We start from the raw sequence: 20,711 nt of genomic DNA on the forward strand, positions 1-20,711 counted from the left end.
GGGGAGCAGCCTCGCGCCGCTACAATAGCCCGTATGGATGCTTCGCGCAGTGATGTTCTGATCCTCGGCGGCGGCGTGATCGGCCTCGCCAGTGCCTATTACCTGTTGCGGGCCGGCGCCTCGGTCCGCGTGCTGGAGCAGGGGACGCCCGGCTGCGGCAGTTCGCACGGCAACTGCGGCACCATCACGCCCAGCCACGCGGCGCCGCTGGCGATGCCGGGCATGGTCGGGGTGGCGCTGCGCTCGATGTTCCGCGCCGACGCGCCGCTCTATCTCAACCCCCGGCCCGACCCGGAGCGGCTGCGCTGGCTGCTGGGCTTCGCGCGGCGCTGCAACTGGCGCGATTTCGAACGCGCCACGCGGGCCCGTTCGGCGATCCTGCAGCGCTCGCGCGGGCTGCTCGAAGCGCTGGTGCGCGACGAGGCGCTGGACTGCGAATTCGTGCCCGGCGGCGAGCTCTATGTCTACCGCGGCCGCGCGCAGATGGAGGCCGACGAGCGCCATCACGCCCAGGTGCTGGACCGCCTCGGCATCGAAGTGGAACGCCTGCGCGGCGACGCGGTGGAAGCCCTGGAACCGGCCCTGCTGCCCGGCGTGGCGGGCGGCCTGTTCCACCCGGGCGATGCGCAGCTGCGGCCCAACCGCTACGCGGCGGAACTGGCGCGCCGCGTGCGCGAGCTCGGCGGCGTGATCGAGAGCGGCGCGCGCATCGACCAGTTCGGCCTGCAGGGCGGCCGCATCTCGCACGTGCGCACCACCCGCGGCGTGTTCCATGGCGAGCAGGTGGTGATGGCGCTGGGCGCCTGGTCGCCGCTGCTGGGCAAGCTGCTGGACCTGCGCCTGCCGATGCAGCCGGGCAAGGGCTATTCGATCACCTACACCCGTCCGGAACGGGCGCCGCGCCATGCGCTGGTGCTGCGCGAGGCGGCGGTGTGCGTCACCACCTGGGGCAGCGGCTATCGCCTGGGCAGCACCATGGAATTCTCCGGCTATGCCGAAGGCCTGAACCGCACGCGCCTGGATGCGCTGCGCCGCGGCGCGGCCGCCGCGCTGCGCGAGCCGGAAGGCCCGGAGGTGGTGGAAGAATGGTGGGGCTGGCGGCCGATGAGCATGGACGAAGTGCCGCTGATCGGCCCGAGCACGCGCTGGTCGAACCTGTTGCTGGCCACCGCGCACGGCATGCTCGGCGTGAGCATGTCGGCGGCCACCGGCGAACTGGTCGCCGCGCTGGCCGGGCGCGGCGCGCCGGCGATCGATCCGGCGCCGTATGCCCCGGCACGCTTCGGCCTGTGAGTCCTTGACGTGGACTTACAGCAGCGGCCGTTAGCTTGCCCCGTTTCGTACCGCAGCTTTATGGCGAGGAACCTCGACGCATGGCCGACACCTACGACCTGATCGTGCTCGGCGCCGGCTCCGGCGGACTGGCCATGGCCTTCCGCTCGGCGCGGCACGGCGCGCGCGTGGCGCTGCTGGATCCCGGCGCGCTGGGCGGCACCTGCGTCAATGTCGGCTGCGTGCCGAAAAAATCCCTGTGGTTCGCCGCCCAGCTCGCGCACGCGATGCAACTGGCGGGCCCCTACGGTTTCGAAGGCGGGCCGGGCCGGTTCGACTGGGAACATTTCCGGCAGCGGCGGCTGGCTTATATCGACGGCATCAAGCTGCGCTACGAAGAGCGCCTCGCCGCCGCCGGCGTGCACTGGCTGCGTGAAGCCGGGCGCTTCGTGGCGCCGGACACCATCGCCACCGACAGCGGCGCCGAGCTGCGCGCGCCGCAGATCGTGATCGCCACCGGCGCGCGCGCGCAGCGCCCGCCGCTGCCGGGCTTCGAGCTGGGGCTGGTGTCCGACGACATGTTCGCGCTGCGCGAACTGCCGCGGCGCATGGCTGTCGTCGGCGGCGGCTATATCGCGGTGGAATTCGCCGGCCTGCTGCGCGCGCTGGGCAGCGAGGTGACCTTGCACGTGCGCGATCGCATGCTGCGCAGCTTCGACGGCGAGGTGGTCGCTTCGCTGGAAGAGCACATGCGCACCCAGGGCATCACCTTCGCCGATGGCGCGCGCATCGCCGGTGCGCGCCGCGACGGCGACGCGATCGTGCTGGACGACGCCAGCTGCGGCGAGCGCGGTCCTTACGACGCCGTGCTGTGGGCGCTGGGCCGCGTGCCGAATACCGAGCGGCTCGATCTCGACGCCGCCGGCGTGCGCTGCGACGGCCTCGGCCACGTGCTCACCGACCCCTGGCAGAACACCAACGTGCCCGGCATCGCCGCGCTCGGCGACGTCACCGGCCGCCTCGCGCTCACGCCGGTGGCGGTGGCCGCGGCGCGGCGCCTGGCCGACCGCTGGTTCGGCGGCATGAACGAGGCGAAGCTCGACTACGACGACGTGCCCAGCGTGGTGTTCTCCGAGCCGCCGCTGGGCGCGGTGGGCCTGACCGAGGCGCAGGCGCGCGCGAAGTTCGGCGACAGCGTGCGCGTCTACCGCAGCCGCTTCACACCGATGCAGTGGTCGCTGGCCGGCTTGCACGGGCAGACCCTGATGAAACTGGTCTGCGTCGGCGCGGACGAGCGCGTGGCCGGCGTGCACGTGCTGGGGCCGGGCGCGGACGAGATGCTGCAGGGCTTCGCGGTGGCGGTGAAGATGGGCGCGTGCAAGCGCGACCTCGACGCCACGGTGGCGATCCATCCCAGCTCCGGCGAAGAGCTGGTGCTGATGTCGTAGGTTGGGGCGAGCGCAGCGAACCCCGACGTGGCATTCCCCATGCGCGGTCTGTTGGAGTTCGCTGCGCTCACTCCAACCTACGGCCGTGCCGCCGGTACACTGCGCCGATGGATACCTACACCCTGCATCGAGGCAGCGCTCCGCTGCTGATCAGCCTGCCGCACGACGGCAGCTTCATTCCCGAGCCGATCGCGGCGCGCCTGCATCCGCATGCGCGCCGCGCGCCGGACACCGACTGGCACGTCGGCCGCCTGTACCAGCCGCTGGCCGAACTGCTCGGGGCGAGCGTGATCCGTCCGCATGCGTCGCGCTATGTGGTCGACCTCAACCGCCCGGCCGACGGGCATGCGCTGTATCCGGGGCAGCGCGAGACGGGCCTGGTCTCCACCATCGGCTTCGACGGCGAGCCGCTGTATCTGGACGGACAGGAGCCCGATGCGGCGGAAGTTCAACAGCGGGTAAACGATTATTGGCGTCCGTATCACCAGGCGCTCGCGCAGGAAATTGCGCGGCTGCTGGCGGCGCACGGCCGCGTGGTGGTGTGGGAAGGCCATTCGATCCGCAGCCGCGTACCGATGCTGTTCGAAGGCCGGCTGCCCGACCTCAATCTCGGCACCGCCGACGGCGCCAGCTGCATGCCCGCGCTGCAGGCGCAGCTGGCGGCCTGCCTGAAGGCGCAGTCCGACTACGCCTGCGTGGTCAACGGCCGCTTCAAGGGTGGCTACATCACGCGGCACTACGCGCGGCCGGAGCAGGGCGTGCAGACCGTGCAGCTGGAGCTGGCCCAGCTCAATTACATGGACGAGGAAAGCTTCGCCTACGACGAGGCGAAGGCCGCGCGGCTGCAGCCGCTGATCCTCTCGCTGCTGCGTCTGTGCGTGGCGTAAGCGCAAGGAATTTCGACCGGTAACGCGCCAGCGGAAAGTCAATAAGCGCGCGGTGTTTGCATGCACGGCGCGCGCTGATTTTCCGGTTCCAGCGCAGCGCGGAACGTGCCAAGGTAAACCCGCCGCGCCACCCGCGACGCCGGGTTCCGGCCGGGCCCGCGGCGACTTAAAAAGCTTTCGAGGTTTTCCCCATGCGCAAACTGGCCATCGTTTCTCTGCTGATCGCGGGTATGGCTCTTACCGGATCGGCGTTCGCCCAGGATGGCGCGGCCGCGCCGCAGACGGGCACGACCAAGTCGGCGACGCATCACGCCAAGCATTCCAAGAGCAAGGGCCACAAGGCCGCGAAGGGCTCCAAGAGCTCCAAGAAGAGCGCCATGCCGGCCACCACCACCACGCCCTGAGCGTTGCTCGTCATTCCGGCGCAGGCCGGAATCCAGTGGCGTTATTGCCCGGTGGTCGCGAACGACTCAAGCGCAAGGCCTTCCAACGCCCGCATCTTCAGCGGAGCGCCTCGCTACTGGATTCCGGCCTGCGCCGGAATGACGAGGATGTGGCGCCTCGCCTGCTGTCAGCTATCCGCCGACAACGCCGCGATGCACTTCAGCTCGATCGCGATCGGCGTCGGCAGGTCGGTGATGCCCACCGTGGTGCGGCAGGCGTCGACGTCGGCGAAGTATTCCGCGTAGAGGCGGTTGTAGATCGGAAAGTCGCGCGCCATGTCGGTGAGGAAGACGGTGACGTCGACCAGGTCTTCCCAGCGCGCGCCGCTGGCTTCCAGCACGTGGCGCACGTTGGCGAACACCTGCCGGCACTGCGCCTCGATGTCGTAGCTGAGCAGGCGTCCGTCGGCATCGGTGACATTGCCGGGAATGCCGTTGCTGCCCGGCATGCGCGGACCCACGCCGGAGAGAAACAGCAGGTTGCCCACGCGCCGCGCGTGCGGATACGCGCCCACCGGGGCGGGCGCGCGGTCGGTGCGGACGACGCCGTCGTTCATCGCGGCAGGGCCGGGCCGGTGGTCAGGCGCCGCAGCGCATCCTGGTAGGCCGGATACAACTGCTCGCGCGAACTCACGTGTAGACCGAGGTCGTTGATGTGCCCGTCGAACAGGCTGTAGCACCAGGCGTGCACGGACAGCTTCTGCCCGCGCTCCCACGCGTCCATCACCATGGTGGTGTGGCAGACGTTGACCACCTGCTCGATCGCGTTGAGTTCGCACAGGCGCGTATTGCGCAGCTGCATCAGGTCCAGCGAGGCGAGCATGCCGGTGTGCTTCTGCGCGACGTCGGCCACGTGGCGCAGCCAGTTGTCGACCAGGCCCAGGCGGCGATCGTCCAGCACCGCCTGCACGCCGCCGCAGCCGTAGTGGCCGACCACCAGGATGTGTTCGACCTTCAGCACGTCCACCGCGAACTGGATCGTGCTCAGGCAGTTGAGGTCGGTATGCGACACCACGTTGGCGACGTTGCGCTGCACGAAGATGTCGCCCGGCGGCAGGTCGACGATCTGCGTGGCCGGCACGCGCGAATCGGAGCAGCCGATCCACAGATACTTCGGCGCCTGCTGCTGGGCGAGGCGTTCGAAGAAGTGCGGGTCCTCGCCGCGTACGGCGGCGGACCAGCGGCGGTTGCTGTCGAGCAGGTCTTGCAGGGGGCTGTTCAAGGCGAGGCCTCTTCAGTAGCGGATGCAGATGTTCTTGGGTTCGGTAAAGAAACGCAGCGCCTCGACGCCGCCTTCGCGGCCGACCCCGGATTGCCGGGTGCCGCCGAATGGCGTGCGCAGGTCGCGCAGCAGCCAGCAGTTGATCCAGACGATGCCGACGTCCAGCCGCGCACCGAAGCGGTGCGCGCGCGAGAGGTCGGCGGTCCACAGCGAGGCGGCCAGGCCGTAGCCGGTGCCGTTGGCGATCGCCAGCGCCTCGTCTTCGTCGTCGAACGGGATCAGGCTGACCACGGGGCCGAAGATCTCGTGCTGGTTGGTGGCCGCTTCCGGCGCCAGGCCTTCGACGACCGTGGGCGCCACGTACCAGCCGCCGGCGAGCGGGCCGGGCAGGGCGAGCGACTCGCCGCCGCACAGCACCTGGCCGCCCTCCGCGCGGGCCTGCTCGATGCAGCCCATGACTTTCTCGAAATGCTCGCGCGAGACCAGCGCGCCGAGATCGCTGGATGCGTCGCGCGGATCGCCGACGCGCAGCGCGCGCACCTTGGCCAGATAGCGTGCGCGGAAATCGTCGTAGATCGAACGCTGCACCAGCAGGCGCGAACCGCACAGGCAGATCTCGCCCTGGTTGGCGAAACCGGAGCGCACGATGGTGTCGAGGTTGGCCTCGCTCAAGTCCGCATCGGCGAACACGATCGCCGGATTCTTGCCACCCAGTTCCAGCGACAGCTTCTTGAAGCGCGGCGCGGCCGCGGCGGCGATCTGCGCGCCGGTGCGCGTGCTGCCGGTGAAGGAAATCGCCTTCACCTGCGCATGCTCGACCAGCGCCTGCCCCACGCTGGGGCCGCGGCCCTGCACGATGTTCAGCACGCCCGGCGGAAAGCCGGCCTCGATGCTCAGCTCGCCGAGCAGGGCGGCGGTGCAGGGCGTGATCTCCGACGGCTTGGCCACCACCGCATTGCCGGCGGCCAGCGCGGGCGCGATCTTCCAGGTGAACAGGTACAGCGGCAGGTTCCACGGGCTGATGCAGCCCACCACGCCGAGCGGCTGGCGCAGCGTGTAGTTGATCGCGCCCAGCTCCATCGCGTGCGACTCGCTGCTCCACGGCACGATCGCCGCGGCGAAGTAGCGCAGGTTGCTGACCGCGCGCGGGATGTCGAGGCTGCGCGCCAGGCTCAGCGGCTTGCCGCTGTCGCGCGATTCCAGCGCGGCGAATGCGTCCAGGCGTGCTTCGACCAGATCCGCCAGGCGTTGCAGCAGGCGGGCGCGCTGTTCGCTCGGCGTGGCAGCCCAGGCGGGTGCGGCGGCGTGCGCGGCGGCAACCGCGGCATCGACATCGTCGGCGCTGGAATCGGGGCAATGCGCGAAAACCTCGCCGCTGGCCGGCTCGAACACATCGAGCCAGCGATCCTGGCGCGGCGCCTGCAGGCGACCGTCGATCAGGTTGGCGAGGCGCAGGCTGGGCATCCTGGGAAGCTTAATCCTTGAGGCTCCTCAATGCACCGGACGCTGGGGTATGGCTTGGGGTGGAGCGGGGAACGGGGAACGGGGAACGTGCGAGCAATGCGAGAACCGGGCCCTTCATTTCCCCGTTCCCTATTCCCCGTTCCCTGCTCTTCAGGCCAACGCGCGCGTGCGGCCGCCGTCGACCGCGATGCTCACGCCGTTGACGTAAGCCGCCGCGGGCGTGCACAGGAAGGCGATGACCGAGGCGATTTCCTCCGGCTCGCCGAAGCGGCGCGCCGGCACCGTGGCCAGCATGCCGCGCTCCAGTTCCTCGCGGCTGCGGCCGCTGCTGGCGACCTGCGTATCCAGCAGGCCGTCCAGGCGCGCGGTGCGGGTATAGCCCGGCAGCACGTTGTTGACGGTGATGCCGTCGGCGGCCAGTTCGCCGGCCAGGGTCTTGGCCCAGGCGGCGACGGCGGCGCGGATGGTGTTGGACACGCCCAGGCCCGGGATCGGTTCTTTCACCGAGGTGGAAATCACGTTGACGATGCGGCCGTAGCCGCTGTCGCGCATGCCCGGCAGCACCGACTGCACCAGCGCCTGGCCGGCCAGCAGGTGCTGGCGGAACGCCGCCTCGAACGCCGCGCCTTCGGCGGTGTATGCCGTGCCACCCGGCGGGCCGCCGGTGTTGTTGATCAGGATCTGCACGGGTTCCGCCGCGACGGTGTCGGTGGCGGCGGTAAGCAGCTTGGCGGTATCGAGCATGTCGGCCGCCTGCCAGCGGTGCAGTTGCGCGGCATGCGTGCGCGGAAGTTCGGCGGCCAGCGCCTTGAGCGCTTCGGCGGAACGCGCCAGCAGGGTGACATTGGCGCCGAGGGCGGCCAGTTCGACGGCGGCGGCGCGGCCGATGCCTTGCGAGGCTCCGCACACCAGGGCGTGGCGCCCGCTCAGATCCAGCTGCATGACGACGCTCTCCTGTTATCGGCCCTGTTATCGGCCTATGGCCGGCCCGGTTGCCAGCGGTGATCGGATGGCGATCGGCGAATCAGCGCGCCATCCACTGCAGGGCCAGCGCGGCGAACCAGCATAGCCATGCGCCCCACGAAGCGTAGCGCCACACCCGTCGCCAGCGGGTGACGGTGGCATCTTCCAGCGCGGGCAGGATCGGCGAACGCAGCGCGAGCTGCAGGCGCATCCAGATGCCGAACAGGCCGGCGCGGCCGGTTTCCGTCTCGGCGATGATCTTCCACTGCGATGGATGGTGATCGCGCAGCCTCTTGGCGATGCGCAGCTGCGCGAAGAAATGCAGCAGGAAGAACACCACGCCGGCGAGCAGAAGCGAGAGATAGAGCGTGAGCATGCGGGTGATTCCGGGGGGATGCGTAAGCGTCGGCGCGGACGATCAGTGCGGCTTGGCGGTGTCGTCGGACTTGGCCGGGGTGTCGGCCGCCGGCGTATTGATCGTGCCGGGCTTGGCTGCGGCATCCGCGCCTGGCCACAGCGGCACCGGCAGCGCGGTGCGCAGCGTGTTGAGCACGCCGTCGCCCTTCGCCGCCTTGCCGCAGATGGCGCTGTCCACCGCATCGGCGAACGTGCTGTTCATCAGGCCGACCCACACCGAGCCGTCCGGCCCATGCGGAATGGTGAAGCTGCCCGCGGCGGCCATCTTCACCGGCGCCTCGGCGGAGAACGCCGCCGGCGACTGCTCCCAATACGTGCTTCCGGCCTGCTGCTTGGCCGAGCTGTACAGCACCAGGTAACGCGCCTGCTTGCTGGTGACCTTGACGCTGCCGAACGCGCCGGTGGTCTCGCTGGTCCAGCCCATGTGCTCGCACAGCGTGACGTCTTCACTGCTGATTGGCTGGAAGGCTTCATCGAGCAGGGTGACGGTGGGGCCGAACAGATAGCTGGCGCGCAGCCAGCGGCCGTTCAATTCGGACTTGATCGCGATGCGGTACGGCAGCTTGCTGTCCGGCGGCAGGCGGAAGCTGATGAAGTAGCTGCGCTCGCCGTTGATGCTGGCGACCAGGCTGCCCGGGCCCAGCTCGAAGCGCTTGGGTTCCCACGGCAGCAGGGTCTGGAACGAGAAGTCGGCATAGCTGCTGCAGCAGGGCGTGGCCTGCTGCAGCGTGGCCTTGGCCTGCTCAAGCGCGGTGCTGCTGTCTTCCGGCGGCCGGAAGTTCGGCGGCACCAGCTTCTTGACCTGGTGGCAGGCGCCGAGGGCCAGCAGGCCCAGGGCAAGCAACGGAGCGAGAAGCAGTCGGCTGGAGCGCATCTTCGAGATCAGAACTCGGCGGTGCCCGCGGCGCGCGGGTAGGGGATGGCGTCGCGGATGTTGGCAAGACCGCAAACGTAAACCAGCAGGCGCTCGAAGCCCAGCCCGAAGCCCGCATGCGGCACGCTGCCGTAGCGGCGCAGGTCGCGGTACCAGCCGTAGGTGGCGGCATCGAGACCGAACTTGGCCATGCGGCGGTCGAGGTAGTCCAGGCGTTCCTCGCGCTGGCTGCCGCCGATGATCTCGCCGATGCCGGGGGCCAGCACGTCCATTGCGGCGACGGTTTTCTCGTCGTCGTTGAGGCGCATGTAGAAGGCCTTGATCTGCTCGGGGTAGTTCATCACCACCACCGGGCGGCCGACGTGCTTCTCGGCGAGGTAGCGCTCGTGCTCGGTCTGCAGGTCGATGCCCCAGGCCACCGGGAATTCGAACTTCTGGCCGCAGTTCTTCAGGATCTCCACCGCGTCGGTGTAGTCGATGCGCTCGAACGGCTGGGCGATGAAGTTCTCCAGGCGCGTGACCGCTTCCGGCAGCACGCGCTCGGCGAAGAACGCCATGTCGTCCGCGCGCTCGTCCAGCACGGCCTTGAAGATGGCCTTGAGGAAGGCCTCGGCGCAGTCGGCGTCGGCGGCGAGGTCGGCGAAGGCGATCTCCGGCTCGACCATCCAGAACTCGGCCAGGTGGCGCGGCGTGTTGGAGTTCTCGGCGCGGAAGGTGGGCCCGAAGGTGTAGACCTTGCTCATCGCCAGCGCGTACGCCTCGACGTTGAGCTGGCCGGACACGGTGAGGAAGGCCTCGCGCCCGAAGAAGTCCTTGCGGAAATCGATCTTGCCGTCCGGCGTGCGCGGCAGGTTGGCCAGGTCCAGGGTGGACAGGCGGAACATGTCGCCGGCGCCTTCGGCATCGGAGGTGGTGATGATCGGCGTGTTGATCCAGAAGAAGCCCTGCTCGGTGAGGTGGCGGTGGATCGCCGTCATCATCGTGTGGCGCACGCGGGTGACCGCGCCGAACAGGTTGGTGCGCGGACGCAGGTGGGCGACCTCGCGCAGGAACTCCATGGAGTGCTGCTTGGGCTGGATCGGATAGGTTTCGGGGTCGTCGACGAAGCCGGTGACCTCGATCCGGTCCGCCTGCAGCTCGAAGCTCTGGCCCTGGCCCTGCGAGGGCACCAGGGTGCCGCTGGCGATCAGGCCGGCGCCGGCGGTGAGGTGCTTCACCTCGGTTTCGTAGTTGGCCAGGGTGGCCGGCACCACGGCCTGGATCGGGGCGAAGCAGGAGCCGTCGGTGATATTGACGAAGGACAGGCCGGCCTTGGAATCGCGCCGGGTACGCACCCAGCCCCGGACCGTCACCTTGCTGCCGGCCTCGAGCTTGCCGGAGAGGGCCTGTTTGACACTGACCACCGTCATGGATTGAAACTCCTGCTGGGGTGCCGCATCTGGCACATGTAATCGTTGTAGGACCGGGCCTGGATGCCCCGCCGCATCGCAGCGCCAGGGGCAAACCTGCATCATAATGTAGGCTTCGTCCGGACCGCGACGTTCCGATCCCCATTTCGTGCCATCAGTTCCCGCCATGAGCATCAGCATCACCCCCGCCGCCAGCGAACGCATGCGCCACTTTCTGGCCACCACGCCGGGCGCCGCCGGCATCCGCTTCGGCGTCAAGCGCACCGGCTGCTCGGGCTTCGCCTACGTGGTGGACCTGGCCGCCAGCGTCGCCGCCGAGGACCAGGCGCTGGACGTGGACGGCGTGCGCCTGATCGTCGACGCCAGGAGCCTGCCCCTGGTGGACGGCACCGTGATCGACTTCCAGCGCCAGGGCCTCAACGCGGCCTTCGTGTTCCACAACCCCAACGCCACCGGCGAGTGCGGCTGCGGCGAGAGTTTCACCGTCTCCTGAATTTAGAGCCCCTCTCCCTCTGGGAGAGGGGTTGGGGTGAGGGTACGGGCGGAGCGCAAGAGTGATGTGCACCGCTCCGCCCGTACCCACATCTGGCTGCCGCCACCTTTTCCCGGCGGGAGGAAGGCTCTCATCTGGGGGCTTTCATGCACTCCAGTCGCCCTGCTTGCGGTAAATCCCCGCAGTTGTTTACAATTCCGCTTCTGCCCAGGCGAAAAAGGTCCGGGCAGGCCCTTGCCTCACCGCATCCGGCGGGAGGCTGCCAGGCCCCGAAAGGGCCGCATCCGCAAGGAGTTACCTACCAATGACGACTCTCCGTCATTACGAAGTTGTGTTCCTGGTCCACCCTGACCAGAGCGAGCAGGTCCCGGCCATGATCGAGCGCTACAAGGCGCTGATCGAGACCGACGGCGGCAAGATCCACCGCCTGGAAGACTGGGGCCGCCGCCAGCTGGCCTACCCGATCGTGAACCTGGCCAAGGCTCACTACGTCATGCTCAACATCGAAGTCGGCCAGAACGCGCTGAACGAGCTGGAGTCGGGCTTCCGCTTCAACGACGCCGTGCTGCGCCACCTGGTGATCAAGCGCGACGCCGCCGACACCGAGCCGTCCTTCATCCTGAAGTCCAAGGAAAAGGATGACGCCAAGTCCTCGCGCCGCCGCGACGACGACAGCGACGGTGAAGGCAGCGACGACCGTCGCAGCAGCCGCAACGACAACGATCGCGACAGCGACGACTGATCAGGAGCACAGCCATGTCCAAGTTCTTCCGCCGCCGCAAGTTCTGCCGCTTCACGGCCGAAAACGTGAAGGAGATCGACTACAAGGATCTCAACACGCTGCGCCAGTACATCACCGAGAACGGCAAGATCGTGCCGAGCCGCATCACCGGCACCAAGGCGCGCTACCAGCGCCAGCTGGCCACCGCGGTCAAGCGCGCGCGCTTCCTGGCGCTGCTGCCGTACACCGACAACCACGACGTCTGAGCGTGGCGGAGAATAGGGAGTAGGGAATAGAGAACAGGTTCGCCGGTTCGCGGCGCCGCTCTCCGATTCCCGACTCTCCATTCCCTATTCCCAGACATTTCGGACACCCGTCCACGGCTGCGCCGGGCCACTCTCCGGCGCTAACGAAAAGGAATAAACCATGGATCTGATCCTCCTCGAGAAAGTCCGCGGCCTCGGCAACCTGGGCGACAAGGTCAAGGTGAAGCCGGGCTACGGCCGTAACTACCTGCTGCCGCAGGGCAAGGCCGCGCCGGCCACCGCCGCCAACCTCGAAAGCTTCGAGAAGCGCCGCGCCGAGTACGAAGCGAAGGCCAACAAGCAGCTGTCCGACGCCACCGCGCGCCAGGCCAAGCTGGCCGACGTGGCGGTGACCATCACCGTCAACGCCAGCCCGGAAGGCAAGCTGTACGGCTCGGTCGGTCCGCGCGAGATCGCCGACGCCCTGCAGGCCGCCGGCCACGACGTCCACAAGAACGAAGTGATCCAGGGCGAAGGCCCGATCCGCACCACCGGTGAGTTCGAAGTGGTCGTCGCGCTGCACGCCGACGTGCAGTCGACCGTCAAGGTGACGGTGATCGGCGAGAAGTAAGCCGGTCCCCTGAGCCCCAAGAACAAGGGCGCCTTGCGGCGCCCTTTTTCTTGGGGCGGGAATAGGGAATGGGGAATAGGTCATCGAGGCTGCGTCGCCTTGGTGGTCCGATTTCCTATTCCCCATTCTCTATTCCCAGCTTTCCCACAAGTTATCCACAGAGTTATGGTCTCGTCGCATGAGAAAACGCCGCGTATCCTCTGATGGCGACGATCCGCGTTGGTCGGACTCGCCCGGCAACTCGCGAGGAGACTCGATGTCCTTTGCCCCCGATCGCAAGCACGGCAACTCCGCCATCGAGGCGCTGCGCGTGCCGCCGCATTCCATCGACGCCGAGCAGGCCGTGCTGGGCGGCCTGATGCTGTCGCCCGATTCGCTGGACAAGGTGGCCGACCGCCTCGGCGAGCGCGATTTCTACCGCAAGGACCACCGCCTGATCTGGCGCGCCATCACCGAGCTGGCCAACAAGGGCATGCCCTGCGACGCAGTGACCCTGGGCGACTGGTTCGAGGCCAACGGCCTGGCCGAGCTGGTCGGCGGCGCCACGTATCTGGTGGAACTGGCCAATGCCACGCCGAGCGCGGCCAATATCGGCGCCTATGCCGACATCGTGCGCGAGAAGTCGATCCTGCGGCAGCTGATCGACGCCGGCACCGAAACCACCGAGGACGGCTACCAGCCCGAAGGCCGCAGCGTGCAGGAGGTGCTGGAAAGCGCCGAGCAGCGCGTGTTCAAGATCGCCGAGTCCGGCGCACGCGGCAAGAAGGACACCGTGTCGATGCGCGAGGCGGTGAAGGACGCCTTCCGCATCCTGTCCGAGCGCTACGAAAACCGCGGGCAGCTCACCGGCATTTCCACCGGCTTCACCGACCTGGACGAACTCACCTCGGGCCTGCAGCCGTCGGACCTGATCATCGTCGCGGCGCGCCCCTCGATGGGCAAGACCGCGTTCTCGGTGAACATCGCCGAGGCTGCCGCGCTGGGCGCCAAGAAGGCCGTGGCGATCTTCTCGATGGAAATGTCGGCCTCGCAGCTGGCCTTCCGCATGATTTCCTCGGTCGGCCGCATCCATGCGCAGCACCTGCGCAACGGCGACCTGGCCGAAGAGGACTGGCCGCGCGTCACCAATGCGATCGCGCTGCTGTCCGAAGCCAAGATCTTCATCGACGACACGCCCGGCCTCTCGCCGGTGGAAATGCGCTCGCGCTCGCGCCGCCTGCACCGCGAACACGGCGGCCTGGGCCTGATCGTGATCGACTACCTGCAGCTGATGCAGGTGCCCGGCAACAAGGAAAACCGCGCCACCGAGATCTCCGAGATCTCGCGCTCGCTGAAGGGCCTGGCCAAGGAGCTCAACTGTCCGGTGATCGCGCTGTCGCAGCTCAACCGCTCGCTGGAACAGCGCGCCGACAAGCGTCCGATGATGTCGGACCTGCGCGAATCCGGCGCTATCGAGCAGGACGCGGACGTGATCATGTTCATTTACCGCGACGACTACTACAACAAGGAATCGCCGGATAAGGGCCTGGCCGAGATCATCATCGGCAAGCAGCGTAACGGCCCCACCGACACGGTGAAGCTGACCTTCCTGGGCCACTACACCAAGTTCATGAACTACGCGCCGGATTCCTTCGTCGGGGCGTTCGAGTAAGCGCGGCGCCGGCTCAGGCAGCCGGCCAGAAATCCGCCGCGTGCCGCTGCACCCAGCCCTGGGTGAAATCGCGGAACAGCCGCACGCGGGTCGAGCGGCGCAGATCCGGATGCGTGACGAACCACAGCTGCGATTGCACCTCCGCCAGCGGCGCGCCGAGGCGGCGCAGCTTGGACGACGCTTCGGCATGGAAGCACGGCAGCAGCGCACGCCCCATGCCGGCCTCGCAGGCGGCGAGCGCGGCGGGCAGGGTGTCGACCACGATGGCGATCTGCGACGGGTCGACATGCGCATGCAGCCACTGCGCGGCATCGAGATGGGCGAGCGCATCGCCCAGGCCGATCCAGCGCTCCTTGTTCGCCGTCCCGCGCCTGCCCTTGGCCTGGTACACGGCGGTGGCGATCGGCGCCAGCTTGCGCACGGAAAGCCCGGTGGGCGACGTGCGCGCCGGTCGCAGCGCGACATCCGCATCGCGCTTCTGCAAGGTCAGGAAGGCGTTGTTGATCACCAGCTCGAAGCGCACCGACGGGTGCTGCGCCTCGAACGCGTTGCACAGTTCCACCACGTGGCGCACCAGGGTGTCCGGCGCGGTGATGCGCAGCAGCCCCTGCACGCGCTGGTCGTGTCCCTGCAGTTCGCGCGCCAGCAGTGCGGTTTCGGCCAGCACGCGCTCGCCGGCGGCCGCGGCCAGTTCGCCCGCATCGGTGGCTTCGTAGCCGCGGCGGCTGCGGCGGAACAGCGTGACGCCGGTGCGCGCTTCCAGCGCGCCGAGGCGGCGGAACGCGTTGGAGTGATCCACGCCCAGTTCGCGCGCCGCGCCGGCCAGGCTGCCGTGCGCCGCGATGGCGCGCACCAGGGCCAGATCGTCGAGTGACCAATCGCCTGACTTCATGCGCAAGCTTTCCTTGTGCCGGCGACAGATGGTGCCGGCGTGCCCGTGGCGGGATGCTGCCGCCTCCCCAACGGAGGCTCGCATGAAACTCTACTTCACCCCCGGTACCTGTTCCCTCGCTCCGCACATCGTGCTGCGCGAACTCGGCCTCGAGGCCGAACTGGTGCGCTTGCGCCTGGGCACCCCGCCGGTGATCGCCGCGACGCAGGACGACTACCGCACGCTCAATCCCAACGGCTACGTACCGCTGCTGGAACTGGACGACGGCAGCCTGCTGACCGAAGGCGTGGCGATCCTGCAATACCTGGCCGACCTGCACCCCGAAGCCGGCCTGCTGCCGGCGGCGACGCCGCTGCAGCGCTACGAATCCATGCGCTGGCTGGTCTACATCAGCTCCGAGCTGCACAAGATGTTCAGCCCCTGGCTGTTCCATCCGGAATACGGCGAACAGGCCGCCGAGGTGGCGCGCGGCAAGATCGCCAAGCGGCTGGAGCTGGTGGAGCGGCAACTCGACGGGCGCGACTACCTGCTCGGCCAGGCCTTCACCGTGGCCGATGCGTACCTGTTCGCCATCGTGAGCTGGGCGAAGCTGTGCAAGGTGCCGCTGGATGCTTTCGCGCATCTGCAGGCATGGCTGGAACGCATGGCCGCCCGGCCCACCGTGCAGGCCGCGCTGCAGGCCGAGCGGCTGCGATGAAGACCTCGACCGCATGGCTGATGCTGCTGGCCGCCGGCGGGCTCGACGTGCTGTGGGCGCTGTCGATGAAGTTCGCCCAGGGCTATACGCGCCCGGGCTGGACGGCCTTGTCGCTGGCCGCGCTGGCGGCCTTCGTCTGGCTGCTGGGGCGGGCGCTGTCGGTGCTGCCGGTGAGCAGCGCCTATGCGGTCTGGACCGGGCTGGGCGCGGCCGGCACGGCCCTGCTCGGCGCGGCGTGCTTCGGCGAGGCGCTGACGTTGGGACGGATCGCGGGGATCGTGCTGATCGTGGGCGGCGTGCTGGTGCTGCGCGCGGCGTAGGTTGGGGTGAGCGCAGCGAACCCCAACGTTGCGGCCACCTGGCCAGGCCTGTTGGGGTTCGCCTTTGGCTCACCCCAACCTACGCGCGCTTGTCCCGGAATTTCCCCGGGCCAGCCCCGGCTCCCGCAGACCCGGCCTGCTAAGCTTTTCCGCGATCAAGCCCGCCGCCATACAGCCGCCGCCTTCCGCGCGGCGCCAAGGAATCATGAGCCGTACCACCGTCGCCACCATCCACCTCGGCGCTCTGCGTCACAATCTCGCCCGCATCAAGGCGATGGCCGCGCCGGCCAAGGTCATGGCGGTGGTCAAGGCCGATGCCTATGGGCATGGCCTGGAACGCGTGGCGCGCGCGCTGGACGGCGCCGCCGACGCCTTCGCGGTGGCGGCGCAGGGCGACGGCCTGCGCCTGCGCGCGGCGGGGCACCGGCAGCGCATCGTGGTGCTGTCCGGCCCGGACCGCGCCAGCGATATCGCCGAGATGCAGCGCCTGCAGCTGGATGCCGCGATCCATCACGAATCCCAGCTCGCCTGGCTGGACGGCGCCTCGTCGTCGCGCGGTCCGCTGCGCGTGTGGCTGAAAGTCGACACCGGCATGCACCGCCTGGGTTTTCCGCCGGAGCGTGTGGCCGAAATCCACGCGCGGCTGTCGGCGATGCCCGGCATCGATCCCGAGGTCGGCCTGCTCACGCATTTCTCCGAATCGGAGGAATTCGAAGGCGACGAAACGCGTGCGCAGATCCGCCGCTTCAACGAGGCGGTGAAAGACCTCAGCGGACCGCGCGCGCTGTCCAATTCCGCCGGCGTGCTGGGCTGGCCGGAGGCGCGCGGCGACTGGGTGCGCACCGGCGGCCTGCTGTATGGCTTGTCGGTGGTGCCGGGCAAGAGCGGCGCGGACTTCGGCTTCCGCCCGGCCATGACCCTGACCACGCGGCTGATCGCGGTGAACTGGATCCGCCGCGGCGAACGCGTCGGCTACAACGGCACCTGGACCTGCCCGGAAGACATGCCGGTCGGCGTCGCCGCGGTCGGCTACGGCGACGGCTATCCGCGCAGCGCCGCCAGCGGCACGCCGGTGCTGGTGGGCGACCGGCGCGTGCCCCTGGTCGGACGCGTGTCGATGGACCTGATCACCTTGGACCTGCGCGAAGCGCCGCAGGCGAAAGTCGGCGACCGCGTCACCCTGTGGGGCGAGGAACTGCCCGTGGAGCAGATCGCCGCACAAGCTGGCACGATCTCCTACGACCTCACCTGCGGCATGACCCGACGCGTGCTGTTCGTCGAGGACGACAGCTGACGCCGGCATCCGCCGTCTCGCCGATTGCGATCAAGGCGGGCTAAGCTCGCCTTTCGTTTTTGCAGAGTTCGAATCCATGGCCAAGGCCAAGACCGCCTACGTCTGCGCCGATTGCGGGGCGGAGCATTCCAAGTGGCAGGGCCAGTGCATCGAATGCGGTGCCTGGAACACGCTGAGCGAATTCGTGGTGCAGCCGGCGGTGAAGTCGGCCGGCGCCGCGCGCAGCTCCGGCTATGCCGGCGCCGCGGCGGGCGCACCGAAGGTGACGCCGCTCACCTCGGTGGCGCTGACCGCCGAGACGCGCTCGCTCACCGGCATCGGCGAACTCGATCGCGTGCTCGGCGGCGGGCTGGTGGATGGCTCGGTGGTGCTGATCGGCGGCGATCCCGGCATCGGCAAGTCCACCTTGCTATTGCAGATGCTCGGCAAGCTCGGCGAGCAGCTGGCCAGCGTCTACGTCACCGGCGAGGAATCACTGGGCCAGGTCGCGGCGCGTGCGCAGCGGCTGGACCTGCCGCTGGGTCCATTGCATGCGCTGGCCGAGACCTGCATCGAACGCATCCTGGAACAGGCCGTGGCGACGCGGCCGCGCGTGCTGGTGATCGACTCGATCCAGACCATCTGGACGGAACTGCTCACCGCCGCGCCGGGCTCGGTCAGCCAGGTGCGCGAATCCGCGGCCAAGCTCACCCGCTTCGCCAAGGAAACCGGGACCTCGGTCTTCCTGGTCGGCCACGTCACCAAGGAAGGCGGCATCGCCGGCCCGCGCGTGCTCGAGCACATGGTGGACGCGGTGCTGTACTTCGAAGGCGAATCCGGCAGCCGCTTTCGCGTGCTGCGCGCGTTCAAGAACCGCTTCGGCGCGGTGAACGAGCTGGGCGTGTTCGCCATGTCGGAGAAGGGCCTGCGCGAAGTGCCCAATCCATCGGCGATCTTTCTCTCCGCGCATGCCGGTCCCACCTCGGGCAGCGCGGTGATGGTCACGCGCGAAGGCACGCGGCCGCTGCTGGTGGAAGTGCAGGCGCTGGTGGATCAGTCCTCGCTGGGCAATCCGCGCCGCGTGGCGCTGGGCCTGGAGCAGAACCGCCTGGCCATGCTGCTGGCGGTGCTGCATCGCCACGGCGGCGTGGCGGCGTACGACCAGGACGTGTTCATCAACGTGGTCGGCGGCATCCGCGTGCAGGAAACCGCGGCCGATCTGCCGGTGCTGCTGGCGGTGCTGTCCAGCCTGCGCGACCGGCCCTTGCCGGAGAAGACGATCGCCTTCGGCGAAGTGGGCCTGTCGGGCGAGATCCGTCCGGTGCCCAATGGCGAGGAGCGCCTGAAGGAAGCCGCGCATCACGGCTTCCAGCGCGCGATCGTGCCGAAGGCGAATGCGCCGAAGAAGGGCAAGGTGGGCGAGATGGAAGTGATCGGCGTGGAGCGTCTCGCGCAGGCGATCGACGCCTGTCGGTAAACATCGGCGGCGGCGCGGCGATCATGGCCTGCGTCGATACCGCGTGAAAAAAGTTCGCGCGCCTTGCATCGTTTTCGATTTTTTTGAAGCTGTGCGTTGCATCAACTTAAGCCGCCATCGCGCGCTGGCAGCATCGCCCACTCAAGTGCGAGGAGCGCACTTCAAGGAGAGGGGGCTATGCGGATCCTGTTCCTGTCCACCAAGCACAATGGACTGTCCCAGCGCGCGCAGGTCGAACTGGAAGAACTGGGGCATCACCTGGATATCGCCGAAGTCGCCAGCGGCGCGCAGATGGAAGCCGCGGCGCAGCGTTTCCGCCCCGACCTGATTTTGGCGCCGATGCTGAAGTCGGCGATCCCCGCCAGCGTGTGGCAGCGCCATACCTGCCTGATCGTGCACCCCGGCATTCCCGGCGACCGCGGCCCTTCCGCGCTGGACTGGGCCTTGCTGGAAGATGCGCCGCAGTGGGGCGTCACCGTGCTGGAAGCGCGCGACGAACTGGATGGCGGCCCGGTGTGGGCGCATCGCTCCTTTCCTCTGCGCGTGGCGAGCAAGAGCGCGATCTACCGCCGCGAAACCACCGACGCGGCGATGGCCGCGATCCGCGAGGCGCTGGAGCGCTACCAGCGCGGCCAGCGTCCGCCATTCGGCGAGCGCATCGACACGCGGGGCCACGAACGTCCACCTTGCCGGCAGTCCGATCGCCAGCTCGGCTGGGATGCGCCGGCGGAACGGCTGCTGCGGCATATCCGTTCGGCGGACAGTGCGCCGGGCCTGCTGGTGACGATGGCTGGCGTCAAGCTGCGCGTGTTCGGCGCCCAGCCCGAAGCGAAGCTGCGCGGCACGCCGGGCCAGTTGCTGGGCAGGCGCGACGATGCCGTTTGCGTGGCCTGCGCCGATGGCGCGCTGTGGATCAGCCATGTGCGCCGCAGGCATGGCCTGTCGCTGGACGATCCGCGCTACGACGTGAAACTTCCTGCAACGCTGGCGCTCGCCGAGCGCCTTGACGGCGTGCCGGAATGGCCGCTGGCGCCGGAGGCGCGGCCTTCCGCTTCCACCTGGCAGCCGATCCGCTACCGCGAACGCGGCCACAACGGCTATCTGCATTTCGACGTGCTCAATGGCGCCATGGGCACCGCGCTGCTGGAACGGCTGCTCGCCGCATATCGGCATGCGCGCTCGCGTCCTACCCGCACCCTGGTGCTGTGCGGCGGCGAGGATTTCTGGTCGAACGGCATCGACCTCAATGCGATCGAGGCAGCGCGGGATCCGGCCGAGGCGTCATGGCGCAATATCCTCGCGATGAACGCGCTGGTGCGCGAGATCGTGCTCACCCACGACAAGCGCACGGTGGCCCTTATGCGCGGCAATGCCGGTGCGGGCGGGGTGATCCTGGCGCTGGCCGCGGACCTGGTCTACGCCCGCGAAGGCATCGTGCTCAATCCGCACTACAAGGGCATGGGCGGCCTGTACGGTTCGGAATACTGGACCTATCTGCTGCCGCGCCGCGTCGGCGAAACCGCCGCGCGCCTGCTTACCGAATCGCTGCAGCCGCTGGGCACGGCGCGCGCCAAGCGCATCGGGCTGGTCGACGGCGTGCTGCCGGCCAGCGAATTGCCGGGTGCGATGGAAGCGATCCTGGCGCCCGGCAACGAGGCGCGGCATTGGCGCGACGAACTGGCCCGCAAGGCCGCGCGCCGCGCGGAGGACGAACAGCGCAAGCCGCTGGAGCGCTACGCCGAAGAAGAGCTGGCGGAGATGCGGCGCAATTTCTTCGGCGCGGATCCGGCTTATCACCTGGCGCGGCGCGCGTTCGTGCGCAGGCTGGAACCGGCGATGGAAAACGCCGCGGCCGAACGCGCCTGACTCGTCATGCCGGCGCAGGCCGGGATGACGAGCTAAGAAATGCCGC

22 protein-coding genes are annotated in these 20,711 nt (G+C 68.7%); 14 read left to right on the plus strand and 8 right to left on the minus strand.

The genetic code is table 11. The annotated features are described in order from the left end of the window. Nucleotides 1-33 precede the first annotated feature (33 nt). From FHW84_RS20900 to FHW84_RS20915, 4 genes are all read left to right on the plus strand, one after another. A complete protein-coding gene (locus FHW84_RS20900; protein WP_167258020.1) occupies nucleotides 34-1,293 on the plus strand; it encodes an FAD-dependent oxidoreductase in 1,260 nt (419 codons plus the stop codon). Between the two features lie 80 nt (nucleotides 1,294-1,373). Then, nucleotides 1,374-2,720 carry a glutathione-disulfide reductase gene (gorA, locus tag FHW84_RS20905; RefSeq protein ID WP_167258022.1) on the plus strand — a complete coding sequence of 449 codons (1,347 nt, stop codon included), beginning with the start codon at nucleotides 1,374-1,376 and terminating at the stop codon, nucleotides 2,718-2,720. Between the two features lie 107 nt (nucleotides 2,721-2,827). Next, nucleotides 2,828-3,607 (plus strand): N-formylglutamate deformylase, encoded by a 780-nt coding sequence (hutG, locus tag FHW84_RS20910; RefSeq protein ID WP_167258024.1) that lies wholly within the window; start codon nucleotides 2,828-2,830, stop codon nucleotides 3,605-3,607. A 191-nt stretch (nucleotides 3,608-3,798) separates the two neighbouring features. Then, the gene (locus tag FHW84_RS20915) at nucleotides 3,799-4,011 is read left to right on the plus strand and encodes a hypothetical protein (protein WP_167258026.1); all 213 of its coding nucleotides are present in this window, start codon (nucleotides 3,799-3,801) and stop codon (nucleotides 4,009-4,011) included. A gap of 167 nt (nucleotides 4,012-4,178) precedes the next feature. On the opposite strand, the gene FHW84_RS20920 is transcribed toward FHW84_RS20915, so the two are convergent. The 7 genes from FHW84_RS20920 to asnS all read right to left on the minus strand — a co-directional run bounded on the left by FHW84_RS20920 (nucleotide 4,179) and on the right by asnS (nucleotide 10,399). Next, on the minus strand, nucleotides 4,179-4,607 hold the full coding sequence (locus FHW84_RS20920; protein WP_167258028.1) for a Rid family hydrolase: 429 nt from the start codon (nucleotides 4,605-4,607) through the stop codon (nucleotides 4,179-4,181). Then, nucleotides 4,604-5,272: a carbonate dehydratase gene (can, locus tag FHW84_RS20925; protein WP_167258030.1), complete on the minus strand. Its 669-nt coding sequence runs from the start codon at nucleotides 5,270-5,272 to the stop codon at nucleotides 4,604-4,606. The genes FHW84_RS20920 and can overlap by 4 nt, the downstream gene beginning before the upstream one ends. 12 nt (nucleotides 5,273-5,284) lie before the next feature. Beyond that, nucleotides 5,285-6,736, minus strand: coding sequence for an aldehyde dehydrogenase (locus tag FHW84_RS20930; RefSeq protein ID WP_167258032.1), 1,452 nt, complete (start codon nucleotides 6,734-6,736; stop codon nucleotides 5,285-5,287). Nucleotides 6,737-6,886: 150 nt separating this feature from the next. Further along, complete coding sequence (locus tag FHW84_RS20935; RefSeq protein ID WP_167258034.1) at nucleotides 6,887-7,678, minus strand: SDR family oxidoreductase; 792 nt, start codon at nucleotides 7,676-7,678, stop codon at nucleotides 6,887-6,889. A gap of 82 nt (nucleotides 7,679-7,760) precedes the next feature. Then, complete coding sequence (locus FHW84_RS20940) at nucleotides 7,761-8,075, minus strand: hypothetical protein (RefSeq protein WP_167258036.1); 315 nt, start codon at nucleotides 8,073-8,075, stop codon at nucleotides 7,761-7,763. 42 nt (nucleotides 8,076-8,117) lie between these two features. Beyond that, a complete protein-coding gene (locus FHW84_RS20945; protein ID WP_167258038.1) occupies nucleotides 8,118-8,990 on the minus strand; it encodes a MalM family protein in 873 nt (290 codons plus the stop codon). An 8-nt stretch (nucleotides 8,991-8,998) separates the two neighbouring features. After that, nucleotides 8,999-10,399, minus strand: a complete 1,401-nt coding sequence (asnS, locus tag FHW84_RS20950; RefSeq protein WP_167258040.1) for an asparagine--tRNA ligase — start codon at nucleotides 10,397-10,399, stop codon at nucleotides 8,999-9,001. A 166-nt stretch (nucleotides 10,400-10,565) separates the two neighbouring features. On the opposite strand from asnS, the gene FHW84_RS20955 reads away from it, so the two are divergent. The 5 genes from FHW84_RS20955 (at nucleotide 10,566) to FHW84_RS20975 (ending at nucleotide 14,140) form a co-directional block, all read left to right on the plus strand. Beyond that, complete coding sequence (locus FHW84_RS20955; protein ID WP_167258042.1) at nucleotides 10,566-10,892, plus strand: iron-sulfur cluster assembly accessory protein; 327 nt, start codon at nucleotides 10,566-10,568, stop codon at nucleotides 10,890-10,892. 304 nt (nucleotides 10,893-11,196) lie between these two features. Beyond that, entirely contained in the window at nucleotides 11,197-11,634 is a 438-nt protein-coding gene (gene rpsF, locus FHW84_RS20960; RefSeq protein WP_167258044.1) for a 30S ribosomal protein S6, read from the plus strand. 14 nt (nucleotides 11,635-11,648) lie between these two features. Next, nucleotides 11,649-11,879, plus strand: coding sequence for a 30S ribosomal protein S18 (gene rpsR, locus FHW84_RS20965; RefSeq protein ID WP_131150740.1), 231 nt, complete (start codon nucleotides 11,649-11,651; stop codon nucleotides 11,877-11,879). A gap of 160 nt (nucleotides 11,880-12,039) precedes the next feature. Beyond that, nucleotides 12,040-12,489 carry a 50S ribosomal protein L9 gene (gene rplI / locus FHW84_RS20970; RefSeq protein ID WP_167258046.1) on the plus strand — a complete coding sequence of 150 codons (450 nt, stop codon included), beginning with the start codon at nucleotides 12,040-12,042 and terminating at the stop codon, nucleotides 12,487-12,489. Nucleotides 12,490-12,745: 256 nt separating this feature from the next. Next, nucleotides 12,746-14,140, plus strand: a complete 1,395-nt coding sequence (locus FHW84_RS20975) for a replicative DNA helicase (RefSeq protein ID WP_167258048.1) — start codon at nucleotides 12,746-12,748, stop codon at nucleotides 14,138-14,140. A gap of 13 nt (nucleotides 14,141-14,153) precedes the next feature. On the opposite strand, the gene FHW84_RS20980 is transcribed toward FHW84_RS20975, so the two are convergent. Continuing rightward, on the minus strand, nucleotides 14,154-15,032 hold the full coding sequence (locus tag FHW84_RS20980; protein WP_167258050.1) for a LysR family transcriptional regulator: 879 nt from the start codon (nucleotides 15,030-15,032) through the stop codon (nucleotides 14,154-14,156). Between the two features lie 82 nt (nucleotides 15,033-15,114). Here FHW84_RS20980 and gstA point away from each other — a divergent pair, with 82 nt between their 5' ends. The 5 genes from gstA (at nucleotide 15,115) to FHW84_RS21005 (ending at nucleotide 20,665) form a co-directional block, all read left to right on the plus strand. Then, nucleotides 15,115-15,729, plus strand: a complete 615-nt coding sequence (gene gstA / locus FHW84_RS20985) for a glutathione transferase GstA (protein ID WP_167258052.1) — start codon at nucleotides 15,115-15,117, stop codon at nucleotides 15,727-15,729. Then, nucleotides 15,726-16,049 carry an SMR family transporter gene (locus FHW84_RS20990; RefSeq protein WP_167258053.1) on the plus strand — a complete coding sequence of 108 codons (324 nt, stop codon included), beginning with the start codon at nucleotides 15,726-15,728 and terminating at the stop codon, nucleotides 16,047-16,049. Before gstA ends, FHW84_RS20990 begins: the two co-directional genes overlap by 4 nt. Before the next feature lie 205 nt (nucleotides 16,050-16,254). Beyond that, nucleotides 16,255-17,343: an alanine racemase gene (gene alr / locus FHW84_RS20995; RefSeq protein WP_167258055.1), complete on the plus strand. Its 1,089-nt coding sequence runs from the start codon at nucleotides 16,255-16,257 to the stop codon at nucleotides 17,341-17,343. A gap of 76 nt (nucleotides 17,344-17,419) precedes the next feature. Beyond that, nucleotides 17,420-18,799, plus strand: a complete 1,380-nt coding sequence (radA, locus tag FHW84_RS21000) for a DNA repair protein RadA (protein WP_167258057.1) — start codon at nucleotides 17,420-17,422, stop codon at nucleotides 18,797-18,799. Nucleotides 18,800-18,976: 177 nt separating this feature from the next. Continuing rightward, the gene (locus tag FHW84_RS21005) at nucleotides 18,977-20,665 is read left to right on the plus strand and encodes an enoyl-CoA hydratase-related protein (RefSeq protein ID WP_167258059.1); all 1,689 of its coding nucleotides are present in this window, start codon (nucleotides 18,977-18,979) and stop codon (nucleotides 20,663-20,665) included. The last annotated feature ends 46 nt before the right edge of the window (nucleotides 20,666-20,711 follow it).

This window comes from Dyella sp. SG562, assembly GCF_011759495.1.
GTDB classification, from domain to species: Bacteria; Pseudomonadota; Gammaproteobacteria; order Xanthomonadales; family Rhodanobacteraceae; genus Dyella_D; species Dyella_D marensis.